Below are 23,961 nucleotides of genomic sequence, written 5' to 3'. Positions count from 1 at the left end.
TAATCGAGCCGTAGGTTGGGTTGAGCTAAGCTTTTACGCATTTAAGTTACATTGACAGCATTACCCTTATTTTTAAGTTTTCTACTCCATTTAATAATCAATCCCCCTTCATTTAAAAGCTGATTGACTACTTTTTCCAGTTCTTCTTTATTTTCAAATTCTCGATTAGCTATGTATTCTTTAGCGGAATGCCACACTAATTCTATTAGGTTGTAATCTGGACTATAAGCTGGTAAAAACTCTAGCCTAATATTGGGCAACTCTTTTTCCACCTGCTCAATAACATCTTTCTTTTTGTGATAACTAGCATTGTCTAATATAATGATAATCTTCGGCCCCTTTTCTCGAAAATCTTCGGGCAGATTTCCCAAGTTTATCCATTCTTGACGAATCTCTTCATGAAGTTTCTTTAATTGTTCATGGAAAGTTTCTGAATTTCCTTTTTTGATCATAAAACAGACTCTTTTTTTATCATTATATCTTAAGGCTCCCATCACATTCACCCTTCCTCTTTTTCTTTGCCCATTCACTTTTTTTCGCTTTCCTTTTTTTGTCCAAGCTCTCCTTCTTATTACTCTCAAACTAAATCCACACTCATGAGGGGCTGTGTGGCGAACCTGCGTCGCCACCTTGAAAGCCCCGTCCCAAAACCATACCTGGATTGACTCTGGCTTTTCTTTCGCTAACTTTAAATATTCATCTAATTTTTCTTTAAATGCTTTTCTTAATTTCTTGTCTTGCTTATCTTCTAGACTATATTTTGCCCAGATATACACATACTTTTTTCTTCTCAATATTCTTCTCACTTGCGAGCCACTCAGTTTAATTCCTGTTTCCTTTTCTAGATGCTCTGCTAATCTTGCCGCTGTCCATCTCCCGAATTCATATCCCAATTCCTTCGGGTCTTCATCAACTATTTTCAATAGTAAATTAATATATTCCTCTGTGGCTTTTTTATGATTTCCATTTTTTCTACCATCTTCTAGACTTTCTATATTGTTAGGATCGCCATGAACACACCAAGGGGCGACTGTTTTGAGTGAACAGCCAATAAACTCAGCTATTTCTCGTTGAGTTTTTCCGTCGTTTAGCAAGAGAAACATTAAAATTCTTTCCCTAACCTCTGCTCTTTCTTCTTCTTTAAGAGCTTTTTGTAAGTTTTTCTTTTCTTCTAAGTCTAGGAAATCTTTGGCTGGCATAAGTAGGATTTTTCTCAAGTTACTATTTCTATTTTAGGTGGTTTAAGTGCGTTTTAGCTTATCATTATTGCTCTGGTATTACCCATCGGCTCAAAAGGCGAAACCCAACAAACATTGTGAAAATATTCCAGGAAGTTGTTGGGTTTCCTTGCGTCAACCCAACCTACGAATCTCAATGCTGCTGCCACAGGAAAAATCTTCAGGTAGAACCTGAGAACGAGGTAATATATTACCTCCATTCAACTGAGAAATTACCTACTAATCGCAGATAAACGATTCTTCCAGGCAAATTTCCTTTAAAGAGAATTTTTCCGTTAATGGGGACTCTAGAAGGCATATCTCTTACCCATACCATATCACGACCTATTCCTCCAATACGGCCCTCCGATCCCTTCAATTGCTTGCCGGTAGAATCAATGATGATAGAGTCTTGGGGATAAAAATAAAGATCTCTGACTTCCCCTAAGTTTGCAACCATAAAAGTACAAACTACAGAATTATTGTCTTTATTACAATTCTGAATCTCGAAAGCAAAACCATTGCTTACACGTCTCAAATTACGGGCTTGAGCAATATCATCGTGATTCTAATAGAAGTTAGAAGATAAAGCTATAGTTAAGGCTAAAATTGGTAGCCATCTGAAAAATCCTTTTTTCATCACCATTCGCTACTCAGTACATAAGTGTTCGCCCCCTCGCAGCTAGGTGAAGCAACAACCCAACCCAACACCAAAGGCGGATAGTAGAACAATACACACTCCCCCCCCACAAATGTATCAAAAGCTACAATTTAATAAATATTTGCATTCCTATCCCTTCAGATTTGTGGGTTTTTGGGGAGTTCAAGAGCTTGAAATTGTACAATAAGGTTGTACAAGTCTCCCCTAAAAATCATGTTAAGCAAAGAAACCACCTACTCTCAAACACAGTATTTTATCAACTGTAGATATCTCGGCGATGTCCAACCTTGTGGATGGTAATGCGTTCTGCTTCGGGTGCAAAAGAATAGATAATTCTATAGTCACCGACTCGAAGCTTGAAAAGACCACTCAAATTAGCACTTAAAGCTTGAAGACTAACATTTTCAAAATTATCCGACAACCAGCGAACTTTCCGCAAAATTCGCTCTTGAATGATAGGAGCGAGTGCTTCTAAATCAGCGATTGCTTCGCAGCTAAATTCTACAAAGTAAGCCATTACCAGTTTAATCCTAATTTTTTGGCTACTTCCTCGGCTGAAACCCCCTTTTCTCCTATTTCAGTCCGTCTTAGAGAGTCAAGAACTTGTTGCTTAACTTCAGGTTTCACTTCTTTGTCTTGGTCAGGATCGAGTAAGATAGATTGGATAGTTTCGGCAACAGTTTCTTGAATGAGGAGTTTGAGTTCTTCAACGGTTAGCTCTTTAACTTGCATATTTTTAACTGGGAGAGAAGAATAAATAAACTACTCCTAATTGTGGCACTAAATTGGCTATTTGGCTCTTCTCGACCTTGTGTGATCATCAATGCTTTGTCTCGTTCCAAGGTAGAACCTCTGGAAATGCGTTGCCAGGGAGACCCTAGCAACGAGGTGATAGTTGTTTAATAAGCGAAAGGAAAAAATCAACCCCCTCAAGATTGATTGAAGGGGCATTTATGGTATTTTTAGAGGCAATTTATCCTATTTTTGTGGTTTCTTTTTCGGTGGATTTATACTAAATCTGGTTATTAAAGACTGATTATTTAGGGTTTGCGGCAAAAAGTTTGTTGGTGGGGTTAGGAGTCAGGAGTCAGTAGCCGGTCGTTTCAGGCTTTGTTGTCCTCTTTTTTCGTACCAGTTTTGTACTAAAAGAAGGATAATGCAAGGTTTTTGAAGGTCTTAATCCTATTTTCGCAGCATGAACATCGGATTTTAACAGGTCAAAAGCCTTATTTTAAAAGGGTTTTACCATTATTCAGCCAGCCCTATCTTATGTTACATTTTAATAAATCTTTGCATTCCTAGAGCAGGGTATGGGGTGTGGGGTGTGGGGTGTAGGGTTTTACCGATTTTGAAGGGGTCAATTACCTAATTTTCAGGGAAAAAGTCCCTGAATTTTCCCCCCGATCACTCCCATATCTGGTACTTTTTGATTTACAAAAACTCTAAAAGTCTTAACCAACAAGGGTTTTACCATTATTCAGCCAGCCCTAATTAGCACTCGATCGCTACTTTTTTTCTTTCCACAATTCCCTAGTAGGGGAAAGGGTCAACCACTGCCAAAACCGATCAGACATCAAGATAGAAGATAAATCTAAAGAAAGTGTGAAATTAGCAGAAATTGCCGATTTTTTTAGTATTATATCTCTGAAAAGCGGATATTTTCCCCGTGAGAACGGCAAATTGAAGGTAAAAAATAACTATTTTTTAATATCTTATAACAGTTTAATCTGGTCTGATGGGAGATAACCTAAAAGCAAAATCATTCAACCTTGATATAGAGATGAAAAAGTATCTAGCAGAGTTCATCGGGACGTTTTGGCTCGTTCTCGGCGGTTGCGGTAAGCTTAGACGCACTTACATTGCACTTTAATATCCTGGAACGCCTTGTAGATAGGGATACGAGTAGGAAACTTAAATGCGTCTAAGCTTAGTGCTGTTTTAGCGGCAGTATTTGTGGGTAAAGCCAAGAGTGTCGTAGATGGTGCTGATTTTAATATCCATCTGGGGATTTCTTTTGTGGGTGTGTCCCTCGCCTTCGGTTTAACCGTCCTCACTCTTGCCTACGCTTTAGGGCATATTTCGGGGGGACATTTTAATCCCGCCGTTTCCTTCGGTCTCTGGGCAGGTAAACGCTTCCCCGGCTCGGAACTACTTCCCTACATCATCGCTCAAGTTTTAGGGGCGATTTTAGCGGCAGTAATTATCTACATTATTGCTAGTGGTCAACCCAGTTTCGCTCTGGGAGGCAGTAACCCTCTGGCCACCAATGGTTACGGAGAACATTCTCCCGGTGGTTACAGTTTATTCGCCGCTTTGGTCACGGAAGTGGTCTTGACCTTCATGTTCTTAATCATCATTTTAGGCTCTACCGATCGACGCGCTCCGGCCGGTTTTGCTCCCATCGCTATTGGTTTAGGATTGACCTTAATTCACTTAATTAGTATTCCCGTGACCAATACCTCCGTTAACCCCGCTCGTAGTACTGGTGTTGCTCTTTTATGCGGTAATATGGCTCTCGTTGGTCAATTATGGTTATTCTGGATTGCTCCCATTGTTGGGGCCGTGGCGGCGGGTTTCCTCTACAATAGTTTCTTTGAAGAAACTTTAGAAGAAAGACGAGTTAGAGAATAAGTGGAAAGTTACCGCTAAAGTTTGATTGCTTCAAAAGTCAAGTGCTGATAGCGATTCCTGTGGGGTCGCTATTTTTTTCGTCCCCACCGACAAAATTGAGCAGCGCTCGTCGTCCTTGCTCGCCTCGATCGAGTAAAGTAATCTCTAGATAATTTTCTGGCAAAAAAGTTAAACGTTCTGACCATTCGATCGCCACTATCCCTAAATCCACCTCGATTCCCTGCCAATAATTTTCTAGGTACAGCGCCTCGATATCTTGACCCTGCAAACGATACAAATCCAAATGATACAAAGGAAGGCGGCCTTCGTTATATTCGTTAACGAGGGTGAAGGTAGGACTAGCTATAGGCTCTTGAATGCCCAATCCTAGGCCAATTCCCTGTACTAAGGTGGTTTTTCCCGCTCCCAAATCGCCTTTTAATAAAATTACACTGCCAGAGGCCAAGGTTTGCCCCAGTTTTTCGCCTAAATTGACAGTAGCTTCTCGATCGGGTAAGTCGATAATCATTTTTTCCGCTAGGATGCCAATTAATCACTGATTCTAATATAGCGATCAGAGCAGGTTTCTGACATCCTTGGCTCTGGGGGGCCAAATTTGGTCTTTATGATCGAGAAAAATAGAAGCAGTTAAACTCATCTCTTATCTCTTAGTCTTAACCTTTGGTCAAATGGTCGCTATCAGGGCAGAGATAAGCGATCGGCGAAACCTTCTGGTAGATTAGACTAAATGGGAGTTGGTTAACTGCTTTTATAAAATTGATTGTTCCCTAACCATCAGCATTGTCTAGGGTCGAGGGGAATAAAACAACCGAAGTTTAGGACTTTAAGCCAGAAGTTAAGAAAAAAAGTGAAATTATTATTTTTGAGTAATGGCCACGGTGAAGACGAGATCGCGATCCGGATTATTAAAAGACTGCAATCATCTCCCCACTGTCCTGGTATTACTGCTTTACCCCTAGTGGGTAACGGTTATGCTTATACTCGTCTGGGGATTCCCCTTCTCGATCGAGGTCAAAAAATGCCCTCTGGGGGTTTTATCACCAGGGATGCGAAACAATTATGGCGAGATCTACGGGAGGGATTATTAGGATTAACCTCTCGTCAATACCGTCTGGTCAGAAATTGGGGCCAAGAAGGGGGAAAAATTGTCGCGGTGGGAGATATCTTACCCCTTGCCCTTGCTTGGTTGAGCGAGAGGGATTATACTTTTGTGGGAACGGCTAAATCGGAATACTATCTCCGGGATGAGCAGGGATGGTTAGATAGTAGCTCGATGATCGATCGCCTCTGGGGTTCCTATTATTATCCTTGGGAACGCTGGTTAATGGCTCATCCTCGCTGTCGGGGGGTTTTTCCCCGGGATAGTTTAACTAGCAAAATTTTACAACAGTGGTCAATTCCCGTTGTCGATGGGGGTAATCCGATGATGGATGACCTTTTACCCTCGATAACGGGCGATTTTCCCCAAGATTGCCTAAATATTCTGCTGCTACCCGGTTCGCGCTTTCCCGAATCTCTCCACAATTGGCAGCAAATTATCGAGGCTGTGGCCGCCATTATCGGACGTTTTCCCGATTATAAGCTGGAATTTTTGGCGGCGATCGCTCCTTCTCTCCCCCTAGAATCTTTTACGGCTGCTTTAATTTCCCAGGGTTGGGGAGAACATAGCACAAATAAGTTTATTTGTCAAGAAGTATTTATAACTATTTCTCAAACGGATTACGCCGAATATTTAGGCCGCTGCCATCTGGCCATCGCCATGGCGGGAACTGCCACGGAACAGTTCGTCGGTTTGGGTAAACCGGCGATCACAATTGCGGGATCCGGACCACAGTTTACTGCTCATTTTGCCACACTGCAACAGCGTTTATTAGGCTGTTCAATTCTCTTGGGCGATAGTGCCGAGTCAGTGGCGGACAAGTTAGAATATTTATTACAAAATCCCCCAAAGTGGCAAGAAATCGCCGTTAATGGTCGTCAGAGAATGGGGGCAGCTGGGGCTTCCGATCGCATTGCCCAATGGTTACTAGGCAATTTTTGCCCTTAAAGAAAAGTATCAGTCCGATTTTCGCCGCTAGTTGGCCACTCAAAAATAGTTTCTAGGGCAATTTTTTGGGCGCTTGGTTGTTGTCCGTAGCTGAAAAGATAGGGAATTTCTGCGCTTTGTTGACGAAACCACTGGAAAACGTAGGGACTACCATAAATAATCAATGCTTGAATTTGTCCAGTTTTCAGCAAAGCTTGATAGATAGCTTTCGTTTCCTCCCCTAATCCGGCACTACCCCGAAAAGGATTACCACGGATAAATACTTGTAGGAGAGTCGTTTCTGGGGAGACGAGGGACTGATTAAAGGTGCTACGGTCGATTATTTGGGTTTGATAACCCCATTGTCGGGGCATTGTCACCGCCGGACAAGAGCGATCGAGAAAGTCACAGTTGAGCAAATCATCGACAATGATTAAATTGCGGCCTTGAGTGGCTTTAATCGGTAAATTAGCGCTAACTGTTTGGGAATCTTTTAAAATATCCCTGACAATCTCTAGAGCTTGCGGTGCCGCTAAACTGCTTAAGGATTCTAAGGATGGCTGTCTTTGCCCCAATTTCTCTTTTGCTCGTTGAATACGTTGCCAAGAATCATTAATTCTCGCTTCGCTAATTGTACCCGCTTGCACGGCACTATACACCGCTTCGATCGCTTCGATCGGATCGGGTGGCATTAACAGTATATCGGCCCCCGCCTGTACCGCCCTCACTGCTATGGCGGCAGCGCTGGCAATTTTGGTTACTCCTCCCATAATCAGGGCATCAGTGACGATTAAACCCTGAAAACCGAGATTTTGGCGCAGTTTTTCCCCGAGAATTTTTGAGGAAAGAGTGGCGGGAAATTCGGCATCCCAAGCGGGAATTAACAGATGGCCTGACATAATACTATCAACCCCGGACTCGATCGCTGCTTGAAAGGGCGGCAATTCGAGCGCTTCTAGGCGATGATGATCGTGGTTGATGATGGGAAGATCGAGATGGGAGTCATTGCTGGTGTCACCGTGGCCGGGAAAATGTTTGGCCGTGGTCAAAACTGGATAGGAATCCGCCCCTAAAATAAAAGCTTGAGCTAGATTAGCGACGATTTCGGGAGTTTCAGCGAAGGAACGAATATTGATAACAGGATTGTCGGGATTATTGTTCACATCGACAATTGGGGCTAAAATCCAGTTAATCCCGATCGCTAGGGCTTCCTTAGCGGTAATTGCTCCCATTTCCCTAGCATATTCTGTGGCTTTTGTCAAGCTTTTTTCGGCTATTTTTCCTAAAGCCATCGGGGGGGGGAACCAAGTGGCGCCAGAAAACCTTTGGCCGACTCCCTCCTCGATATCGGCGGCAATGAGGAGAGGATTATCGCCGGACCAACTTTGTAATTGTTGGCTACGGAAAGCGATTTCGGCGGCGCTGCCTCCTAATAGAATCACCCCACCGAGGTGGAGGGTTTCTAACCAGTGTTTGAGGGTGGCGTTGACAGGTTCCCAGACGGGATAGCGGATTTGTTGGTCAAAGAGATAGCCGGAAGCGCGGACTACTATCATCTGACCAATACGTTCTTTTAGGGATAAAATGCGATCGCTCACTATTCAGTTATCAGTTATCAGTTATCAGTTATCAGTTATCAGGAGACAGGAGACAGGAGACAGGAGATTATTTTTATTTGTTCTCCCCATACCCCAATTCATAATTCATAATTCATAATTCATAATTCCCCCACTTCCCCATCACCCCACACCCTACACCCTCTTTCAAGTCAGGAGACTCCGAGACAGGAGACAGGGAGAAAAAAGACGGCTAATAGTTCTATTCTTCTTCGGAATCGTCATCTTCTGGGGGTCGATCGGTTTTAATATGATCAAGAAGATGTAACATTCGATCGCCGCGTTCGAGGGAAGAATCTTCTAGGAAGACCACTTCGGGGGTACGTCTGAGACGGATGCGTTGACCGAGTTCACGCCGGACGAATCCTGCGGAAGCTTTTAAACCGGCCATAGTTTCGGCCTTTGCATCTTCGTTGCCGTAGATAGACACAAAAATTTTAGCGTGTTGCAGGTCGTGGGAGAGATCCACATCGGTAACGCTAACCATACCGGCACCGACCCGATCATCTTTAATTTCCATTAATAACATTTGGCTGACCTCGCGCTTAATTAGCGAGGAGACGCGAGATACTCGACGGTCGTTAGCCATAATTTTTGTCCCCTAAAAACAGCGAAACCCTTACCATTGTATCAAGCTAATCCGAGCATGGCTTTGAGGGTGAAATAAAGAAAGGCGAAAGTTCCCCCCAGAAAACCCACAAGTGCGATCGCTGTGAGGGGATTTTTTAATAAAGGGGCTAACCAGCCGAAAAAGGCGAAGAAAATCCCTAAACTAAAGCTAATCAGATAGCGGGGGTAACGGCTCACGTTATCAAAAAAGTCGCCCATAAATTTTGTTTATTATCTTTGTCCGTAAGCAATTATAGCAGTAAGCTTCGGTGCTGCCACGCCGCCCGATTCAAGGGACTTAACAGAATCTCTAGACTTTTGTACTATTTAGTGGTATAACTATCTGGCTGGAGAAAAGTACAGAATCGCTCCACTCTAGATCAAGTTAAGGGTACATTCAAGCTTGCAACGGGCATCGATCGATCCCTGAATTCGGGCTAACCAAAAGAGGATAATTAGGGTTTGCGGCAAAAAGTTTTTCCTGGGGGCAGGGTGTAGGGTGTAGGGTGTAGGGTTTTACTGATTTTGAGGGGGTCAATTACCCAATTTTCAGGGAAAAAGTCCCTGAATTTGCCCCCTGATCACTCCCACATCCGGTACTTTTTGATTTCCAAAAGGTCTAAAAACCTTGTTGGATAAGGTTTTTAGATTTATTCAGCCAGCCCTATATAACTGATTACTGATTACTGTCGCGGTTGTACGGGGAAACCTTGACGCTGAAGCATTTCCGCCGCATCTTGGCCTGGTTGATAGTTGATACCGAGGGTAGAGGTGGCCGTATCTTCGATGATTTTGGGAGTGAGGAGAATAATCACCTCACTGCGATTATTCTGATTGGTTCGACTGCGGAATAAAGCCCCTAAAATGGGAATATCCCCTAAAATCGGCACTTTTGTCTCAGAACTTTGTTGTGTTTCTTGGATAATCCCAGAAAGAATTAAACTCTGTCCATCCCGCAGACGAACTAAACCAGAAGTTAATTCCCGACGAATCAGAGGGGTAAGGGTGTTACCAGAGTTGATACCACCACTATTAAATTCAATTGGCGTACCAGGAGAAGCCACGGTAGGGCTAACGGAGAGGGAAATAAAGCCGTTATCATCCACCTGATCGACGTTTACCGCTAAAGTTAAGCCCGCATCAGCCAACACAGGAGTGATAGTCCGCACCCCACTGAGCGGATCCACTTCCGTCTGTACACTTTCTAAAACTTTCTGAGTTAGCTTAACGGTGGCCTGTTGACCTTCCTGCACCACCAGTGAGGGATCGGTGAGAATCTTGGCATTTCCTGTCTGAATTGAGGCTTGCAGGGTCATCAGGAATTTTTGGGGATATTGGAATAGGGTCGGGGGTTCGTATTCATACTCTATTATTCCCGTCTCTGGGTCAATATTAATATCACTCAAACCGGGTTGAAAGGGGTTAACAGTGCGACCAAAACTAGGACGAGCATAGGGTGTTGTGCTACCTACAAAGTCATTCGGTCCCTGGTTGACACGGCCAAAGGGAGCGCCATTCTGAATGTCAAGAAAAGGTTGAATTTCTGCTGTCCCCGTACCCGATATGATATCGAAAATCGGCACAATTGGTTGTGCAAAAGCCCCCGGTCTGCTTGCCGTTCCGGCACCTGGTGGGTTCATATTACCAAAGTTCAGCACTGCTGCCCCGTTATCTTGAACGAAGAAACCATCGTTAAAACCGAAGGAAAAACTACTGTTAAAGCGGTCTGTATTGAGCAGGTTGACATCGATAACTTTGACATTAACCACCACCTGACGGCGACGGGCATCCAGTTGGGTTAATAAGGATGTGGCGATCTGGACTTGTCGGGGTTCGCCGATTAAATTGATAGAATTAAGGCGATCATCGGCGGCAATTCTTAAACCGGTTAAAAGTAGGGCAGCTTTTGATCCTTCTGTGTTTTGGGGGGTCAGTGGCTCTAGGGTAGGAGCAACATCCCGGCGACCGATTACTCGTCCGGTGAGGGGATCGACGATATCCTCGGTTTGGGTAACTAAACGCTGGTATTCTGCCCCTTGGGTGGCGAGGAAAATGGCGGCGGCGACAGCTTTAACTTGATTGAGACGCAGGGTGCGGCTAATCAGATTACGAGCCCCTTGGGGTAATTGCGCCCCGACAAAGATGGTTTTACCCTGACGGTTAGCTTGGAGTCCAGAAATTAACAAGACGGCGTTAAAAATGTTTTCCACCGATTCGTTAGTAAATTCCAAGGAAACTGTCTGAGAAGTGGCGTTAGTTTCCCCCTGGACGCTGGTGAAAACGACGTTATAACCGGCAATATTTGCAAGGGTCATTAACACTTCTCTAGCGGAAGCTTCCCGGAGTAAAACACGAGGTACAGTCATATTGCGATCGAATTTGACCTTTTCGGCACTAGCATCGATGTTAGAGATGGCAATATCTCCCACCGGTGGGGCGACGGCCCGGGGTAGGGTGGGAACACTGGGGGCTTGGGGTGCGCCTTGAATGATAATTTCGGGGTTGGGGACAAGGGGCGCACTTTGGGCGAGCAGTTTTTCACTGGCTAAAATGCGATCGCTGATTTCCTTTTGTACGGCTGCGGTTGAAGGGACAAGCTGATTTTGCGACTTTTGTAAATTTTCTTTACTAAACTCTTGCCAAAATTCAACTTTTAATGTATGGGATTTTAACTCTGAACCATGGAAGGAAATGGGGGTTTCGGCCAAAGCGCTCAGGGGAGCCATCAATAAAAACGAGGCAATTTGGGGGATAAACAGGGCATAGCGGGACGGATTCACTTTATTCACTCCTCAACGATTACGGGATTCAACGGACAAAAAACGCAATACTCACACTGGATTGAAGACTATTATTGGGGCGGACTAGCGGGGGGTTGACCTTCGGCGGGGGGTTGACCTTCGGCGGGGGGTGGCGGTGCTAATTTCGCCAATTCTTCAGCACTGAGAGGAATAATCACATTGAGAATAAAGGTGGTAGTAACGGGTTTATCGCCTTGGGGAACGATAGTGGCTTTATTGTTGCCGGTACTAACTACTTTAACCGCCGATCCTTCCTTTTCCATCTGGGTATTGAGACTGTTTAGCAAAATGAGCGGCTGTAATCTTTCTAAATCCCGAATCACCTCTTGAGTGTTAGCATAGTTCCCTTCGATCTTGACGTTAAGAGTTTGACGTTTGAGCTTATTATTAACCGCGCTACCGAGGGAACCATCGGAAACCACCACTGGTTCTAGTCCTTGGGGTTGGAAACTAATCAGCTTAACATTGCGAGACTTAAAGATATTACTAATATCTAAGAGAATAGTGCTTAAGTCCTTTTCTTTCGCAAAAAGCGAGAGTATTTGCTGTTTAATAGCTTTTTCTTGTTGCAACTGACTCTCGATTTTGGGGAATTCTGCGGCTCCGAGACCGCTTTTTTGTTGATCTACCTGTTGTTGTTTGCCAGCTGCATCGTTTTGCAACTGTTGCAAGGTATTATAAGCGGGCATCACCCAGTTAAAAAGCAGATAGAAAGAGCCAAGTAAACCTAGCACAGCGGCAGCGATGCCACTATTGCGGGGAGTAAAAGTTATCCCGAAAGCGATAGGATACTCGTCAAATTCCTCTAATTCCCGATCTTCAAATTCTTCGGTAAAGGTCATGGTTGAATGGCTCCTTGGCGTTTGAGAGTATTAATCCTAGTGACAACTCCGAGTGCTCCATTGCGGGTCAGATTGAGCAGTTGTTGAGTAGCGGGAGTATCACTTAATTGGGCGGTGATCACAAATTGAACCGCTTGGGGGAAAGTAACATTAATATTTTTGTACTTATTGTCCACCTGTACGGGTAAATCGGCTAGGGCAGCACTTTCGATCGCGGTTTTCTTGCCCTGTAAAAAAGGAGAAGCTTGCAGGGTTAAGAGATAATCATTTACTGCTTCGTAACTACTGGCAAAACCACTGATTTTTAACTGAGTAGCTGGATTCGGTTGCCCTTGATCTGGGGCGGCGGGAACCTCCACCTGCTGCACACTGGTTAGCTGGACGCTAGGGGGAGTTTGTTGGCGAATTTCTTGAAGAATGGCTGACCAAGGCCTAATCTGATTGAATACAGTTACCAGAGATTGATTTTCTCCTTCTACTGCCGTTAATTGCGCTCTCAGGTCTTCTAGCTTTTTGCTTTGGGCTTGCAGTTGACCTAATTCCGCGTCCAGTTGCTGAATTTTGGCCTGAGTTTCGCTGGTTTGCACACCGAGGATTAAACCGAGTAATCCCGTCAGTGTCAATAATCCGGCCCCGACTCCCACACCGATCAACAGGGGTGTTTGTTTACGCAGGTTAATACCGGTGGAAATCTTGGCCGCGGGGGTTCCTTTGCCCGTTTGGTTAAGATGGCGATCCTTAAGAAAATTAACGTCAAGACTATACACAATTTTTGTCTATACCTCCCGTAATCCTAAACCGAGAACTGTTCCTAATCCGGGTCTTTCGGTATTAGGAATCTCTTGAGTTGTATCCAAGTTCAGTGATGTGATCGGATCGATTGCCATGGTGGGGACGCTGAGACGTTGAGTAAAGTATTCGTCTAGTTGCGCTAAACCGCCCCCGGGACCGGCTAAAAGTAACTGGACGATTTCCAGTTCATCACTTTGGTTAAGATAGAAATTAATCGATCGCCGTAACTCATCGGTTAATTCCCCTAAAACGCGCATCAGTGCCGTCATCCCGGCGTTAGTAGGGGCCCCGGAAGTGCCGGTATTGCTGCTAAGACTATCAAAGGCAGTAATCGGAATTGTCATCCCCAAAAGAATCTCAGGACTGCGGGAGGTGGGCAAATTCATCGCCCTGGAGAGGGCATTTTGTAGCTGGAAAGTGCCGATGGGGACAGTGCGGGAAAATTGGGGAACGCCGTCAACCACGATGGCAATTTCCGTGTTATCAAATTCTATATCAACAATAACGGCGGCTTCATTGGAACTAAACTGTCGCAAATGCTCGCGAATCGTCCGAATTAGGGCAAAACTATTAATTTCTAGCACATCTACCTGTAATCCTGCCTGTTGGAAGGTTTCCATATAGGCATCGGTAATCTCCCGACGAGTCGCAACTAATAATACTTGTACTTTTTCGATCCCGTCTTCATCCTGAAAGTAGCCTAGTTTCTGGTAGTCGAGATCCACTTCCTCGCGAGGATAGGGAAGGTATAAACTAGCCTCATGATTTAAGACCAGATTTCGCAATTCCTGATCGTCCAATTCCGAGGGAATGGGGATAATCCGGATAATTGACTCGCGCATCGGCACAGCAGTAGCGACTCGTTTGCTGTTAATTTTATTTTCCTTGAGGACTTCTTGGATTAATTCCGCTAAAGCGGGGGAATCGACGATTTTTCCCTCCTCAAAGATGCCTTCCGGGATATCCGACGAACAACATTTAACTAATTTATAATTTTGTCCCTGTTTGGCGATCTGAGCTATGTTAATACGCTCTGGGGTGATCTCTAACCCAACACCTTGAGGTTTTTTTGTCAATAGCTTTTTAAAAAAACTTACCATAGATTTTCTTGGGCAGCTCTAAGAGAATTAGTGATTAACAAAGCCAATAATTTTTTGACCTGATTTTATCTAGGGTCGATCAAGGCAGTAAATCAGTCTATAAACGATCCTGACTGGGTAAATTACCCAGAAAAGGTAAAAATCGAGAAGGAGAGAAGCTATTTCGGCACTAAATACTAACCCGATTATCTGTGTTCAGATCGAGGTTAATCTTAACTAGGTGAGAGGAGAGGAAGTGCTTAATGATAGTGATATTGTACTCAATTTTGGTGAAAGAACCAAGTCCAAGCTAAAAATTGGCCATTACCCCCCCCTTTTTTTTTCTGCTCCACTAGATCAAGCCAGCCAAGCCTAGTTAGAATACCCAATTATCTAGAGAAAATTTCAATTTTTCTAGACACTATTTTTTCGTGACTCCAGGAAACCGGCGATCAAATGCTTCTGACGGGCGTGATTTTCCCGTATAATTAGGAGTTTGCACAGTGACAAAAGAAGTTAAGGAGCGAGTTCGATGGCACGAATGTACTATGATGAGGATGCCAATTTAGATTTATTAGCGGGAAAAACGATCGCTATTATTGGCTATGGTTCCCAGGGTCATGCCCACGCATTAAATCTCAAGGATAGTGGCGTTAATGTGATTGTTGGTCTATATCCCGGCAGTAAATCGGCAATCAAAGCCAAAGAAGCCGGTATTCCGGTTTATGATGTGGCCGAAGCCGCTAAAATTGCCGACTGGATCATGATCCTCTTACCGGATGAAGTGCAGAAAACGATTTATCTCAACGAAATTGCCCCGAATTTAAGCGCAGGCAAGGTTTTATCTTTTGCCCACGGCTTTAATATTCATTTCGGTCAAGTGGTTCCCCCGGCTAACGTCGATGTGGTTATGGTCGCACCCAAGGGACCGGGCCATCTCGTCCGTCGCACCTACGAACAAGGTCAAGGAGTCCCCTGTTTATTCGCCGTCTATCAAGATGCTACCGGCCAAGCACGCGATCGGGCGATGGCCTACGCTAAGGGTATCGGTGGCACTCGGGCCGGGGTTTTGGAAACCACTTTCCGCGAGGAGACAGAAACCGACCTTTTTGGCGAACAGGCAGTATTATGCGGCGGTTTAAGTGCTTTAATTAAAGCCGGCTTTGAAACCCTCGTGGAAGCTGGTTATCAGCCCGAATTAGCCTATTTTGAGTGTTTACACGAAGTGAAACTGATCGTCGATCTGATCGTCGAGGGCGGTTTAGCCAAAATGCGCGATAGTATTTCCAATACAGCCGAGTACGGTGACTATACTCGCGGTCCGCGGGTGGTGACGGAAGCGACTAAGGCCGAAATGCGGAAAATCCTCGGGGAAATTCAATCGGGACAATTCGCCAGAGAGTTTGTCCTCGAAAATCAAGCAGGTAAACCGGGGTTCACCGCTATGCGTCGTCAAGAAGCAGAACATTCGATCGAAGAAGTCGGCCAAGATCTGCGGGCGATGATGAGTTGGCTAAAACGCTAGTTCTCTTTTTTTCGGTGGAGGGTTGGACGCAACCTGGCAATTCTTGCTGTTGAGTCCGCCCCTACACCCCACACCCCACACCCCACACCCTGTCCCCAGGAAAAACTTTTTCAGCAGCTCCTACCTAGTAGATCGCCTCCCGTGATTTAACCAGACCGATCGCCCGTAAACCGGCAATCACACCACAACCGATCACCATACCGACGAAGGAACGAATCAGATTTTCTACAGGAATGATCGGAATTAAAGCGATCCAGACTTCTTCGGGCCAGTTAAAAATCGAGTAGGTAATGGCGACGACCCCTAAATGGGAGAGGCCGCTGGCAGTCCAGGTACCTCCAAAAATTCCCGCCGCTACTAGGGCCAAATTGCTACCTTTGATCCAATGGGTAAAAAGAGTCCGGGTTGGTAGGATAAATAATACCAAAGCTGACCAATCGACGAAAGCCCCGGCAATAAAGATTCGTGGCGAAATGCCGTTCAGTCCGATCGCCCGGTTAGCGTAGATAAACAGGGGAATCAGAAAAATTAACGTTAATCCTAACCACCAATAACGGCGTTTTTTGCCTAAAACCATCGTTCCCGCCACAAAACTGGCTATAATTGCCCCAAAGACTGAAATAGCGGGAATTCCTGCCGTGTAGGGGGCAAGGAAAGCCCCAATTAAGGACCCAATGCCACTAGCGATCGCCCCAGCGATCGGGCCGAGTAACCAACCCAAGAGGGGAAAAACCGCTTGACTGAGGGGCATACTACCGCCAGAAGCGAGGACAATGGAGAAGGGAATAAAAGAAAGGGTAGTGACAATGGCGGCTAAGACGACAATATAGGCGATCGGCGCACCATCAATGGCGGCACTACTGACAGCTTCCACTTTGCGTTCTTCGCCTTCGGGGATAATATCTAGGGTCATAGTTGCAAGGGTAATTCTAACTTTTCTATCATCCTCTGGTTTGCTCTTCTTCCGGCAATTATTGATTTTTTCGATAACAGCGCACGGTAATGTGATAGGGATGAAAAATCTCTAGGAAATCTTTTTGTAGGGTTTGAAAAAAGCTCTCAATAATTTTGGGATCGTCGATATGAAAGGGATATTCTTGATTAAATCCTTTGAAAAAATACCAGTTAATAATTAGCTTTCCTCCTGGGTTTAACCAGTCATAAAACTTTTTAAGTTGGGCTGTAGGTGAGGGCAAATGCTCGATGACATCCAAACAGATAATCGTGTCAAATTTTAGCCGTTCGGGAATTTCCGTATAGAATGAGAGCTTATTAGTATCGAGATTTAATTGCTCGGCACGAAAGCGAACAAATTCATGATGTAGGGGATTAAGATCGCAATAGATCACCTGTTCAACCCCAGAATTCATTGCGGCAGCCAGGGCATGAGTACCGATTCCGCCACCAAAATCTAAGACTTTTCCGCTACCGTGATCATCAATTAATCTCAGGGTTTCCCCGATATATTCTTGACTGGATAAATGCCAAGCAGATAATTCAAATAAATAGTTTTCTTTGACTTGTTCCTGATAGAAATAATCTGGATTTGTCCAAGAAAATTCTTGATGGGCTAAGGCCGCTAAGGAATCTTTTGCTATCGCTAATTTTGCTTGTAGAATTTCTTGGTCTAATTGTAAAAAGTTTTGTAGGTGTGACTCCAAATCAAAGGAATTGCGCTTGAATTCCGCAACCGAGGAGGATGATAGCAGGGAAGAATCTCGATTCATATATAGAGTGAAGCCAGGGAGAATTAACTAAAAAATCGTTCCCTATTATCTCACAATCTGGCCAAATTATAGCAGGAAGTTTTCGTTAAAACAGTAGTGCCAGCTTTTGGCGTATATCCGCAAAAACTGGCACCGTCCATCTATTGACCTTGTTATATTTAAGGTCTTTATCTCGGCTGACCTCATTTCAAATTATCTATAGTATTTTCTACTTTTCCCTCCTTTCCTCTATACTTAATTATTTTTTAATATTTACTTTTGTGAGGATTGGTCAGGTTTTATTAAGTAATGCTGCGGATGCAGGGAAACGCCGAGAATTTGTGATATCCACACCTCAAAATCGTGGATTGGATAAGCTGCCCCCCCCGTCAAGGGATTTACCATTGGTTTCACCAGAATGGTAAACATTCCCAGACGATTTCCCGCTAAAACATCGGTAAACAAGCGATCGCCAACCATAGCAATTTGTTGGGGGGGGAGACTCATGGCTGCCATCGCTTGCCGGAGTTTGCGTCGAGAGGGTTTCACCGCACCGAGAAGGTAGGGAAGTTGTAAATTATCAGCGATCGCACCGATACGATTTTCGCTAAGATTATTGCTTACCAACCAAATCGGTAGATAAAGACGCAAGGAATCGACCCAACGCTGTAAATCGTCAGAAACCGTCGTTTCCTGGAGGGGAACAAGGGTATCGTCCACATCGAGAATCAATCCTTTAATTTGATGCTGACTCAAAATCTCCAGACTGAGACCGAGAATCGTATCCCCTAAAATTAAATCGGGTTGTAGAATTTTTGCTCTAGTCATTACTTCTCAAAAATAACTGGCACCGAGTCGATCGAACTCAGCTTCCCTACTTAGTATAAATGACCGACTGCCTCTGAAAATCTTGCCTGGCCGATCCCTTCACTTGGCCGCTTGAATCACCTGTAAACTGCCACCAGCGTATAATTTTTGTTGACAATCACGAAAACCGAGCGCCTGTAAAGATTGGATCAGGTCCCTATCGATAAATTGCCAAGCGGTATGGGTTTCAAATAATTGCAAAAATAGGGCCAAAGAAGGCCAAAAAAGCGGGTTAGTGGGTCGATGAAAATCCACGAGGGCAAAAATTCCCCCCGGTCTGAGAACTCGATACACTTCTTTGAGGATTTCCTCTAACTGCTCCGGTTCCATTTCGTGGAGAGCGGCGCTAGTATGAACAAAGGCGAATTCTCCGGCATTAAAGGGCATTTTTTCGGCTAATCCCTCCACATAATGCGCTTGCGGCACCGCTAAACTAGCTCGCTCCAGGGCCACGGGAGAGACATCTAAACCGGTACAGCGATCGGATAGGGGTACTAAATAACGGGTGGTTTGACCCGCACCACAACAGAGATCGAGGATAGGGTCATTTTTAGCGATTTTTAAACCTTCTAGGGCCAATTGCCGAAAACGGGTCTCCCCACCCACCGCTAGGGCAGCCAGACGGGAGATACCATCGTAAAGCCATTGATACTGATAACTGAGGGGACGTAAAATTGTCGCCAAGATCAACCTCCAAAATTTGATTAAGTTCGATATTGTCTGTAATTTGTTTTAACGGTTCCACCGATATATTGTTAAACTTGGTAAAGAATCTGAAAATTTAAAAATTATCTGTTAACACTATGGGTCGCGTTGGCGTTTTATTATTAAATTTGGGTGGGCCGGAGCGGTTAGAGGATGTGCGTCCTTTTCTATTTAACCTTTTTTCTGACCCAGAGATCATCCGTTTACCGATCAAAGGATTACAAAAACCGTTAGCTTGGTTAATATCGACGCTAAGAGCGAGTAAATCCCAGGAAAATTACCGTCAGATTGGTGGTGGCTCCCCTTTACTCAAGATTACGGAAGCACAGGCCACGGCACTGCAACAACGTCTCAAGGAAATGGGGCGCGAGGTGAGCGTTTATATCGGGATGCGTTATTGGAATCCCTTCACCGAAGAAGCGATCGAGCGGATTAAACGGGATCATATCAAAAAATTAGTTATTCTTCCCCTTTATCCCCAATTTTCCATCAGTACCAGTGGTTCCAGTTTTCGTGTGCTGGAGGAAATGTGGCAGCAGGATCCCTATCTGCGTTTGACGGAATATACTCTCATCCCTTCTTGGTACGATCATCCCACTTATCTGAGTGCTATGGCCGATCTGATCGCGCGAGAATTAGAGCAGTGTCCTAATCCTGACCAAGTACATATCTTTTTTAGCGCCCATGGTGTCCCCCAAAGTTATGTGGAGGAAGCGGGAGATCCCTATCAAAGGCAAATTGAAGAATGCACTAGGGCGATCATGCGTACGCTAAATCGACCCAATCAGTACACTTTAGCCTATCAAAGTCGCGTCGGTCCAGTGGAATGGCTAAAACCCTATACTGAAGATGCTTTAAAAGAGTTGGGAGAGCAGGGAATTAAGCATTTATTGGTCGTACCGATTAGCTTTGTCTCGGAACACATCGAAACTCTGCAAGAAATCGATATAGAGTACCGAGAAGTGGCGGAAGAAGCGGGAATTGAACATTTTCAGCGAGTACCGGCTCTTAACACTCACCCGATGTTTATCGAATCTCTCTCCCAGTTAGTGGTCAAATCCCTAGAGGAAAAACCCACCACTTTCGAGCAAATTACCCATCCGAAAGCGAATATGAAAATGTATCCCCAGGAACGTTGGGAATGGGGGATGACAACGGCAGCCGAGGTGTGGAATGGCCGATTAGCGATGATCGGTTTTCTGGCAATTATTATCGAATTAATTACCGGTCAAGGACCGTTACATTTTGTTGGTTTATTATAACCTCAAGCTTCGTTGCCATTGCCTTTGACGGTAACTACCAAAATAAGGTTGGGTTTAACTATATTTAACCCAACCATTGGCGATTTTATCTCTTAGGACATCATATTAGCAGAACGAACATTAACGTTAACTTCTAGCCTGCCATTGCCGAGCATATCTAACCCAGTGACGCTAAACAGATTAGCTTTAATGCCCCTTTCCTGAAAATTAGCCTGTAATTCTTTGATGAGAACCTCTTCCACTTTCCCTTCATCATCTGCTAGAGCTTGAACGATTTTAGCGGCGAAAGAGCCAATTTTTGCGCTCAATATTTCTTCCACATTGGTAATCTCGATAATAACCATTGATTTTTCTTCTTAGTAGAGGACAAATAGCATAAGAACAGAATTTGCGAGAAAATAGAGCTGCTCTCATCTTAGGAATCAGTATAACCTGCACTGTTACCCCCCAAACGGAAATTCCCACCCAGAAGGAGATTACTGCATGATAAACCTAGAGACCCTAGAAGGTTGGTTAAATGCTCCAGTGGAAAATGAGCGACTAGAATTTAAACAGGCTAAAAATCAATTTGATACAATCAAACTGTTAAAATATTGCGTCGCCCTTGCTAATGAAGGAGGTGGCCATTTTATCTTAGGTGTTACCGATAAACGTCCCCGTAAAATTGTTGGTTCACAAGCCTTTCCTACACCCGAAGAAATTAACAGCATTAAATCGCTAATCGTTCAAAAACTTCGCTTGCGCGTGGAAATCACCGAATTGGCCCACCCTGATGGTCGTGTCTTGGTTTTTGAAGTGCCAACCCGTCCCACAGGACAACCTATCGCCTTTGAAGGTGCTTATCTAATGCGAGCAGGGGAAGACTTAGTACCCATGACACCTGATCTGCTTAAGCGCATCTTTGCTGAAGATCAACAAGATTGGTTTTGTCAACCTGCTCGTTCTCATGCTAGTCCAGATGAGGTTATTGACCTATTAGACACCCAAACCTACTTTGAATTGCTCAAGCTTCCCTATCCTAGCCATCGTGATGCTGTTTTAGAAAGATTACAAGGCGATCAACTCCTGCAAAAAACCCCACAAGGTTGGACAATTCCTAATTTATCTGCCATCCTTCTGGCCAGACAACTTGAGAGCTTTTCCCCTACCTTAGCGCGTAAAGCACCACGAGTGATTATCTATGAGGGAACAGGTAAAATTAAAACTCGACTGGAACAGACAGGAACTAAGGGATATGCTGTGGGTTTTGATGGTTTAGTTAGGGTCTGCTGAATAAATCTAAAAACCTTGTTGGATAAGACTTTTGGACTTTTTTCCCCTCAAAAAGTGCCAGCCATTGCGGGGATCGGGGGAAAATTCAGGTACTTTTTCCCTGAAAATTAGGTAGTTGACCACCTCAAAACTGGTAAAACCCCACACCCCACACCCCACACCCCACACCCTGCCCCCAGGAAAAGCTTTTTCAGCAAACCCTAGTTAATTTTGTCCACGATTTAGCCCCTCAAAATCGCGTCATCGAGGAGGTTCTTAGGGAAGAAGTGAAAATGTTTCCTCCACAAGCTTTGCGAGAACTGATCGCCAATGCTTTGATTCATCAGGACTTTCTCGCTACAGGCGCTTCGGTGATGATTGAAATGTATGATGATCGAGTAGAAATCTCTAACCCTGGTATTCCTTTTATCAAAGTAGAACGCTTTATAGACGAATATCGCTCCCGTAATGAGCAATTAGCTGACATAATGCGTCGTTTTGGCATTTGTGAAGAAAAGGGCAGTGGTATTGATAAAGTTATTTCCGCTGCCGAGAAATTTCAACTTCCCGCACCAGATTTTAGAGTAGGTGAGATCCGAACAACTTCTATCCTATTCGCTCATCAGGATTTTGGCAAAATGAGTCAATCTGACCGTATTCGCGCTTGTTATCAGCACTGTTGTCTCCTCTATGTCGATAATCAACGGATGTCTAACCAAACCTTACGAAATCGCTTTTGTTTAAATGAATCAAAAAACAATACTGTTTCTCAAGTGATTGGGGCAACTAAAGAAGCAGGACTGATTAAACTTGACGAATCTGAATCTAAATCAACTCGTTATGCTCGTTATCTCCCCTTTTGGGCCTAGACTAGCCTTGAGCGAAGTGGAAATGCTAAAAAGTGCTTCAACGCAAATCCATTTTAGGGATGTCAAATCGGCGAAACCCTTATACAGCAAGCAAAAAAGTGCTTCAACGCAAATCGACATTTTTCCAAGAGGAGATTTTATCATCGCGTCCACACGGGAGTGGGACTTGTGGACGACAACGGCGATACATTTCTTTAAACTGCACCCCCCAAACGTAAATAGGCTTCAATAAAGCTATCTAAATCCCCATTCATTACCCGGGTAACATCGGTGGTTTCCACATTACTACGGAGGTCCTTAACCAATTGATAGGGATGAAAAACATAGTTACGGATTTGATTGCCCCAAGCGGCCTCCACCATATCGCCGCGAATTTCTGCGATCGCTTGAGCCTGTTGTTCCCGAGCGATAATTAACAATTTCGCTTTTAATAAAGCTAGGGCTTTTTCTTTATTTTGTAATTGCGATCGCTCTTGGGTACAACGCACAGCGATACCTGTGGGAAGATGAACTACACGCACGGCAGTTTCCACTTTATTAACATTTTGTCCACCTTTTCCCCCCGATCTAGTGGTGGTAATTTCTAAATCTTTATCGGGAATTTCTACCCTCACCGCATCATCGCCCAAAATTGGCATCACTTCCACCCCGGCGAAACTGGTTTGACGTTTACCATTAGCATTAAAAGGGGAAATTCTTACTAACCGATGGGTGCCTTTTTCTCCTTTCAGATAACCGTAAGCATAAGTTCCGGCAATCTCAATTGTCACCGATTTAATTCCCGCTTCATCTCCTTCTGATATTTCCGCTAAAGTGACTTTATAACCCTGTTTCTCGGCCCAGCGAGAATACATTCTCAGGAGCATTTCTGTCCAATCTTGGGCATCGGTTCCCCCGGCCCCCGCATTAATCGTTAAAACCGCTCCTTTTGCGTCGTAGGGACCATTTAAAAGCTGTTGCAATTCCCAGCGATCGAGGTCATGCTGTAAATGAGTTAAATTGTCCGTCGCTTCTTCTAGTAAAGTTCGATCGGATTCTAATTCTAATAACTCGATAATTGCCTTGGTATCTTCTAATTGTCCACACCAACCCTGATAGGTTTCTAAAGAAGATTTACATTCATTTAGTTCTTGCAGGGTTTTTTGAGCCGTATCGAGATTATCCCAAAAAGTAGGGACGGCCGCCACCTGTTCTAAGTCTTTAATTTTGGCCCTTAAAGTGGGTAAGTCAAAGATAGTCCTGGGTTTTACCCAGGCGCAATCCTACTATCTCGATACCTTTTTTTAGTTCCGATATTTCCATGTTTTCAGTTATCAGTTATCAGTTATCAGTTATCAGTTACTCTAGACGTCAGGAGTCTGGGGAGTCAGTCCCGATGAAAAAATTTTCACCCCCACAGAGGAAAGAGGTTTCCTTCCCTACACCCCACACCCCACACCCTACACCCCCTTTCAAGTCAGGAGTTGAGAGTTAGGGTTTTAGGGTTTTAGGGTATTAGTTGA

General features: G+C 44.3%; 23 protein-coding genes and 2 pseudogenes. 7 read left to right on the top strand and 18 right to left on the bottom strand.

The window, feature by feature from the left end; genetic code table 11:
- Positions 1 to 41: 41 nt before the first annotated feature.
- From MAE_RS04340 to MAE_RS04325, 4 genes are all read right to left on the bottom strand, one after another.
- Positions 42 to 1,199, bottom strand: a complete 1,158-nt coding sequence (locus MAE_RS04340; protein ID WP_012264020.1) for an IS630-like element ISMae23 family transposase — start codon at positions 1,197 to 1,199, stop codon at positions 42 to 44.
- 229 nt (positions 1,200 to 1,428) lie between these two features.
- A complete protein-coding gene (locus MAE_RS34690; protein WP_231859715.1) occupies positions 1,429 to 1,755 on the bottom strand; it encodes a hypothetical protein in 327 nt (108 codons plus the stop codon).
- Between the two features lie 379 nt (positions 1,756 to 2,134).
- A complete protein-coding gene (locus MAE_RS04330) occupies positions 2,135 to 2,395 on the bottom strand; it encodes a type II toxin-antitoxin system RelE family toxin (protein ID WP_012264485.1) in 261 nt (86 codons plus the stop codon).
- Complete coding sequence (locus MAE_RS04325) at positions 2,395 to 2,610, bottom strand: hypothetical protein (protein WP_012264484.1); 216 nt, start codon at positions 2,608 to 2,610, stop codon at positions 2,395 to 2,397. Before MAE_RS04325 ends, MAE_RS04330 begins: the two co-directional genes overlap by 1 nt.
- Before the next feature lie 578 nt (positions 2,611 to 3,188).
- On the opposite strand from MAE_RS04325, the pseudogene MAE_RS36320 reads away from it, so the two are divergent.
- Together MAE_RS36320 and MAE_RS04320 are read left to right on the top strand one after the other, a co-directional pair.
- Positions 3,189 to 3,373, top strand: a pseudogene (locus MAE_RS36320) (hypothetical protein).
- A gap of 263 nt (positions 3,374 to 3,636) precedes the next feature.
- Positions 3,637 to 4,506: pseudogene (locus MAE_RS04320) on the top strand (hypothetical protein); the annotation flags it as partial.
- A 40-nt stretch (positions 4,507 to 4,546) separates the two neighbouring features.
- Here MAE_RS04320 and tsaE read toward each other — a convergent pair.
- Positions 4,547 to 5,017 (bottom strand): tRNA (adenosine(37)-N6)-threonylcarbamoyltransferase complex ATPase subunit type 1 TsaE, encoded by a 471-nt coding sequence (gene tsaE, locus MAE_RS04315; RefSeq protein ID WP_012264480.1) that lies wholly within the window; start codon positions 5,015 to 5,017, stop codon positions 4,547 to 4,549.
- 339 nt (positions 5,018 to 5,356) lie between these two features.
- On the opposite strand from tsaE, the gene MAE_RS04310 reads away from it, so the two are divergent.
- On the top strand, positions 5,357 to 6,556 hold the full coding sequence (locus tag MAE_RS04310; protein ID WP_012264479.1) for a lipid-A-disaccharide synthase-related protein: 1,200 nt from the start codon (positions 5,357 to 5,359) through the stop codon (positions 6,554 to 6,556).
- Here the strand turns inward: MAE_RS04310 and MAE_RS04305 are convergent.
- From MAE_RS04305 to pilM, 7 genes are all read right to left on the bottom strand, one after another.
- Positions 6,553 to 8,133: a glycoside hydrolase family 3 N-terminal domain-containing protein gene (locus MAE_RS04305; protein ID WP_012264478.1), complete on the bottom strand. Its 1,581-nt coding sequence runs from the start codon at positions 8,131 to 8,133 to the stop codon at positions 6,553 to 6,555. The two genes, MAE_RS04310 and MAE_RS04305, sit on opposite strands and share 4 nt — an antisense overlap.
- 220 nt (positions 8,134 to 8,353) lie before the next feature.
- On the bottom strand, positions 8,354 to 8,740 hold the full coding sequence (gene rbfA / locus MAE_RS04300; protein ID WP_012264477.1) for a 30S ribosome-binding factor RbfA: 387 nt from the start codon (positions 8,738 to 8,740) through the stop codon (positions 8,354 to 8,356).
- Between the two features lie 41 nt (positions 8,741 to 8,781).
- The gene (locus MAE_RS04295) at positions 8,782 to 8,979 is read right to left on the bottom strand and encodes a DUF751 family protein (RefSeq protein ID WP_002737592.1); all 198 of its coding nucleotides are present in this window, start codon (positions 8,977 to 8,979) and stop codon (positions 8,782 to 8,784) included.
- A 464-nt stretch (positions 8,980 to 9,443) separates the two neighbouring features.
- Positions 9,444 to 11,540, bottom strand: coding sequence for a secretin N-terminal domain-containing protein (locus MAE_RS04290; RefSeq protein ID WP_041803796.1), 2,097 nt, complete (start codon positions 11,538 to 11,540; stop codon positions 9,444 to 9,446).
- 71 nt (positions 11,541 to 11,611) lie between these two features.
- Positions 11,612 to 12,403 carry a hypothetical protein gene (locus MAE_RS04285; RefSeq protein ID WP_004163472.1) on the bottom strand — a complete coding sequence of 264 codons (792 nt, stop codon included), beginning with the start codon at positions 12,401 to 12,403 and terminating at the stop codon, positions 11,612 to 11,614.
- Positions 12,400 to 13,170 (bottom strand): PilN domain-containing protein, encoded by a 771-nt coding sequence (locus MAE_RS04280; protein ID WP_004163474.1) that lies wholly within the window; start codon positions 13,168 to 13,170, stop codon positions 12,400 to 12,402. The genes MAE_RS04285 and MAE_RS04280 overlap by 4 nt, the downstream gene beginning before the upstream one ends.
- A gap of 9 nt (positions 13,171 to 13,179) precedes the next feature.
- Positions 13,180 to 14,295, bottom strand: coding sequence for a type IV pilus assembly protein PilM (gene pilM / locus MAE_RS04275; protein ID WP_012264475.1), 1,116 nt, complete (start codon positions 14,293 to 14,295; stop codon positions 13,180 to 13,182).
- Between the two features lie 511 nt (positions 14,296 to 14,806).
- Between pilM and ilvC the strand changes: the two genes are divergently transcribed.
- The gene (gene ilvC, locus MAE_RS04265; protein WP_004163480.1) at positions 14,807 to 15,799 is read left to right on the top strand and encodes a ketol-acid reductoisomerase; all 993 of its coding nucleotides are present in this window, start codon (positions 14,807 to 14,809) and stop codon (positions 15,797 to 15,799) included.
- 124 nt (positions 15,800 to 15,923) lie between these two features.
- Here ilvC and MAE_RS04260 read toward each other — a convergent pair whose 3' ends face one another.
- From MAE_RS04260 to MAE_RS04245, 4 genes are all read right to left on the bottom strand, one after another.
- A complete protein-coding gene (locus MAE_RS04260) occupies positions 15,924 to 16,712 on the bottom strand; it encodes an ECF transporter S component (protein ID WP_004163481.1) in 789 nt (262 codons plus the stop codon).
- A gap of 58 nt (positions 16,713 to 16,770) precedes the next feature.
- On the bottom strand, positions 16,771 to 17,526 hold the full coding sequence (locus tag MAE_RS04255) for a class I SAM-dependent methyltransferase (RefSeq protein ID WP_012264474.1): 756 nt from the start codon (positions 17,524 to 17,526) through the stop codon (positions 16,771 to 16,773).
- A 252-nt stretch (positions 17,527 to 17,778) separates the two neighbouring features.
- Positions 17,779 to 18,333: a YqeG family HAD IIIA-type phosphatase gene (locus MAE_RS04250; RefSeq protein WP_004163483.1), complete on the bottom strand. Its 555-nt coding sequence runs from the start codon at positions 18,331 to 18,333 to the stop codon at positions 17,779 to 17,781.
- A gap of 99 nt (positions 18,334 to 18,432) precedes the next feature.
- Entirely contained in the window at positions 18,433 to 19,056 is a 624-nt protein-coding gene (locus tag MAE_RS04245; protein WP_041803792.1) for a class I SAM-dependent methyltransferase, read from the bottom strand.
- A gap of 119 nt (positions 19,057 to 19,175) precedes the next feature.
- Here MAE_RS04245 and hemH point away from each other — a divergent pair, with 119 nt between their 5' ends.
- Positions 19,176 to 20,339 carry a ferrochelatase gene (gene hemH, locus MAE_RS04240; protein ID WP_004163484.1) on the top strand — a complete coding sequence of 388 codons (1,164 nt, stop codon included), beginning with the start codon at positions 19,176 to 19,178 and terminating at the stop codon, positions 20,337 to 20,339.
- Between the two features lie 92 nt (positions 20,340 to 20,431).
- Here hemH and MAE_RS04235 read toward each other — a convergent pair whose 3' ends face one another.
- A complete protein-coding gene (locus MAE_RS04235) occupies positions 20,432 to 20,683 on the bottom strand; it encodes a hypothetical protein (RefSeq protein WP_002739055.1) in 252 nt (83 codons plus the stop codon).
- Between the two features lie 139 nt (positions 20,684 to 20,822).
- Between MAE_RS04235 and MAE_RS04230 the strand changes: the two genes are divergently transcribed.
- Together MAE_RS04230 and MAE_RS04225 are read left to right on the top strand one after the other, a co-directional pair.
- A complete protein-coding gene (locus MAE_RS04230) occupies positions 20,823 to 21,611 on the top strand; it encodes an AlbA family DNA-binding domain-containing protein (protein WP_012264472.1) in 789 nt (262 codons plus the stop codon).
- Between the two features lie 272 nt (positions 21,612 to 21,883).
- Complete coding sequence (locus MAE_RS04225; RefSeq protein ID WP_012264470.1) at positions 21,884 to 22,459, top strand: ATP-binding protein; 576 nt, start codon at positions 21,884 to 21,886, stop codon at positions 22,457 to 22,459.
- A gap of 194 nt (positions 22,460 to 22,653) precedes the next feature.
- Here the strand turns inward: MAE_RS04225 and prfB are convergent.
- Positions 22,654 to 23,761, bottom strand: a protein-coding gene (gene prfB / locus MAE_RS04220) for a peptide chain release factor 2 (RefSeq protein WP_125731851.1) whose coding sequence is annotated in 2 segments (ribosomal slippage) — positions 22,654 to 23,688 and positions 23,690 to 23,761 — 1,107 coding nt in all. Because the reading frame shifts where the segments join, the coding sequence is not laid out codon by codon here.
- Positions 23,762 to 23,961: the final 200 nt, after the last annotated feature.

It is taken from the genome of Microcystis aeruginosa NIES-843 (genome assembly GCF_000010625.1).
GTDB lineage: Bacteria > Cyanobacteriota > Cyanobacteriia > Cyanobacteriales > Microcystaceae > Microcystis > Microcystis aeruginosa.
This window is presented reverse-complemented; position numbering and strand designations above follow the sequence as displayed.

Excerpts from the sequence above, each read along its gene's own strand:
- tsaE (WP_012264480.1), bottom strand. The coding sequence starts at position 5,017 with ATGATTATCGACTTACCCGATCGAGAAGCTACTGTCAATTTAGGCGAA.
- rbfA (WP_012264477.1), bottom strand. The coding sequence starts at position 8,740 with ATGGCTAACGACCGTCGAGTATCTCGCGTCTCCTCGCTAATTAAGCGC.
- MAE_RS04235 (WP_002739055.1), bottom strand. The coding sequence starts at position 20,683 with ATGGTTATTATCGAGATTACCAATGTGGAAGAAATATTGAGCGCAAAA.
- MAE_RS04325 (WP_012264484.1), bottom strand. The coding sequence starts at position 2,610 with ATGCAAGTTAAAGAGCTAACCGTTGAAGAACTCAAACTCCTCATTCAA.
- MAE_RS04230 (WP_012264472.1), top strand. The coding sequence starts at position 20,823 with ATGATAAACCTAGAGACCCTAGAAGGTTGGTTAAATGCTCCAGTGGAA.
- hemH (WP_004163484.1), top strand. The coding sequence starts at position 19,176 with ATGGGTCGCGTTGGCGTTTTATTATTAAATTTGGGTGGGCCGGAGCGG.
- MAE_RS04330 (WP_012264485.1), bottom strand. The coding sequence starts at position 2,395 with ATGGCTTACTTTGTAGAATTTAGCTGCGAAGCAATCGCTGATTTAGAA.
- MAE_RS04250 (WP_004163483.1), bottom strand. The coding sequence starts at position 18,333 with ATGACTAGAGCAAAAATTCTACAACCCGATTTAATTTTAGGGGATACG.
- MAE_RS04340 (WP_012264020.1), bottom strand. The coding sequence starts at position 1,199 with ATGCCAGCCAAAGATTTCCTAGACTTAGAAGAAAAGAAAAACTTACAA.
- MAE_RS04295 (WP_002737592.1), bottom strand. The coding sequence starts at position 8,979 with ATGGGCGACTTTTTTGATAACGTGAGCCGTTACCCCCGCTATCTGATT.
- MAE_RS04255 (WP_012264474.1), bottom strand. The coding sequence starts at position 17,526 with ATGAATCGAGATTCTTCCCTGCTATCATCCTCCTCGGTTGCGGAATTC.
- MAE_RS04225 (WP_012264470.1), top strand. The coding sequence starts at position 21,884 with ATGTTTCCTCCACAAGCTTTGCGAGAACTGATCGCCAATGCTTTGATT.
- MAE_RS04285 (WP_004163472.1), bottom strand. The coding sequence starts at position 12,403 with ATGACCTTTACCGAAGAATTTGAAGATCGGGAATTAGAGGAATTTGAC.
- MAE_RS04260 (WP_004163481.1), bottom strand. The coding sequence starts at position 16,712 with ATGACCCTAGATATTATCCCCGAAGGCGAAGAACGCAAAGTGGAAGCT.
- ilvC (WP_004163480.1), top strand. The coding sequence starts at position 14,807 with ATGGCACGAATGTACTATGATGAGGATGCCAATTTAGATTTATTAGCG.
- pilM (WP_012264475.1), bottom strand. The coding sequence starts at position 14,295 with ATGGTAAGTTTTTTTAAAAAGCTATTGACAAAAAAACCTCAAGGTGTT.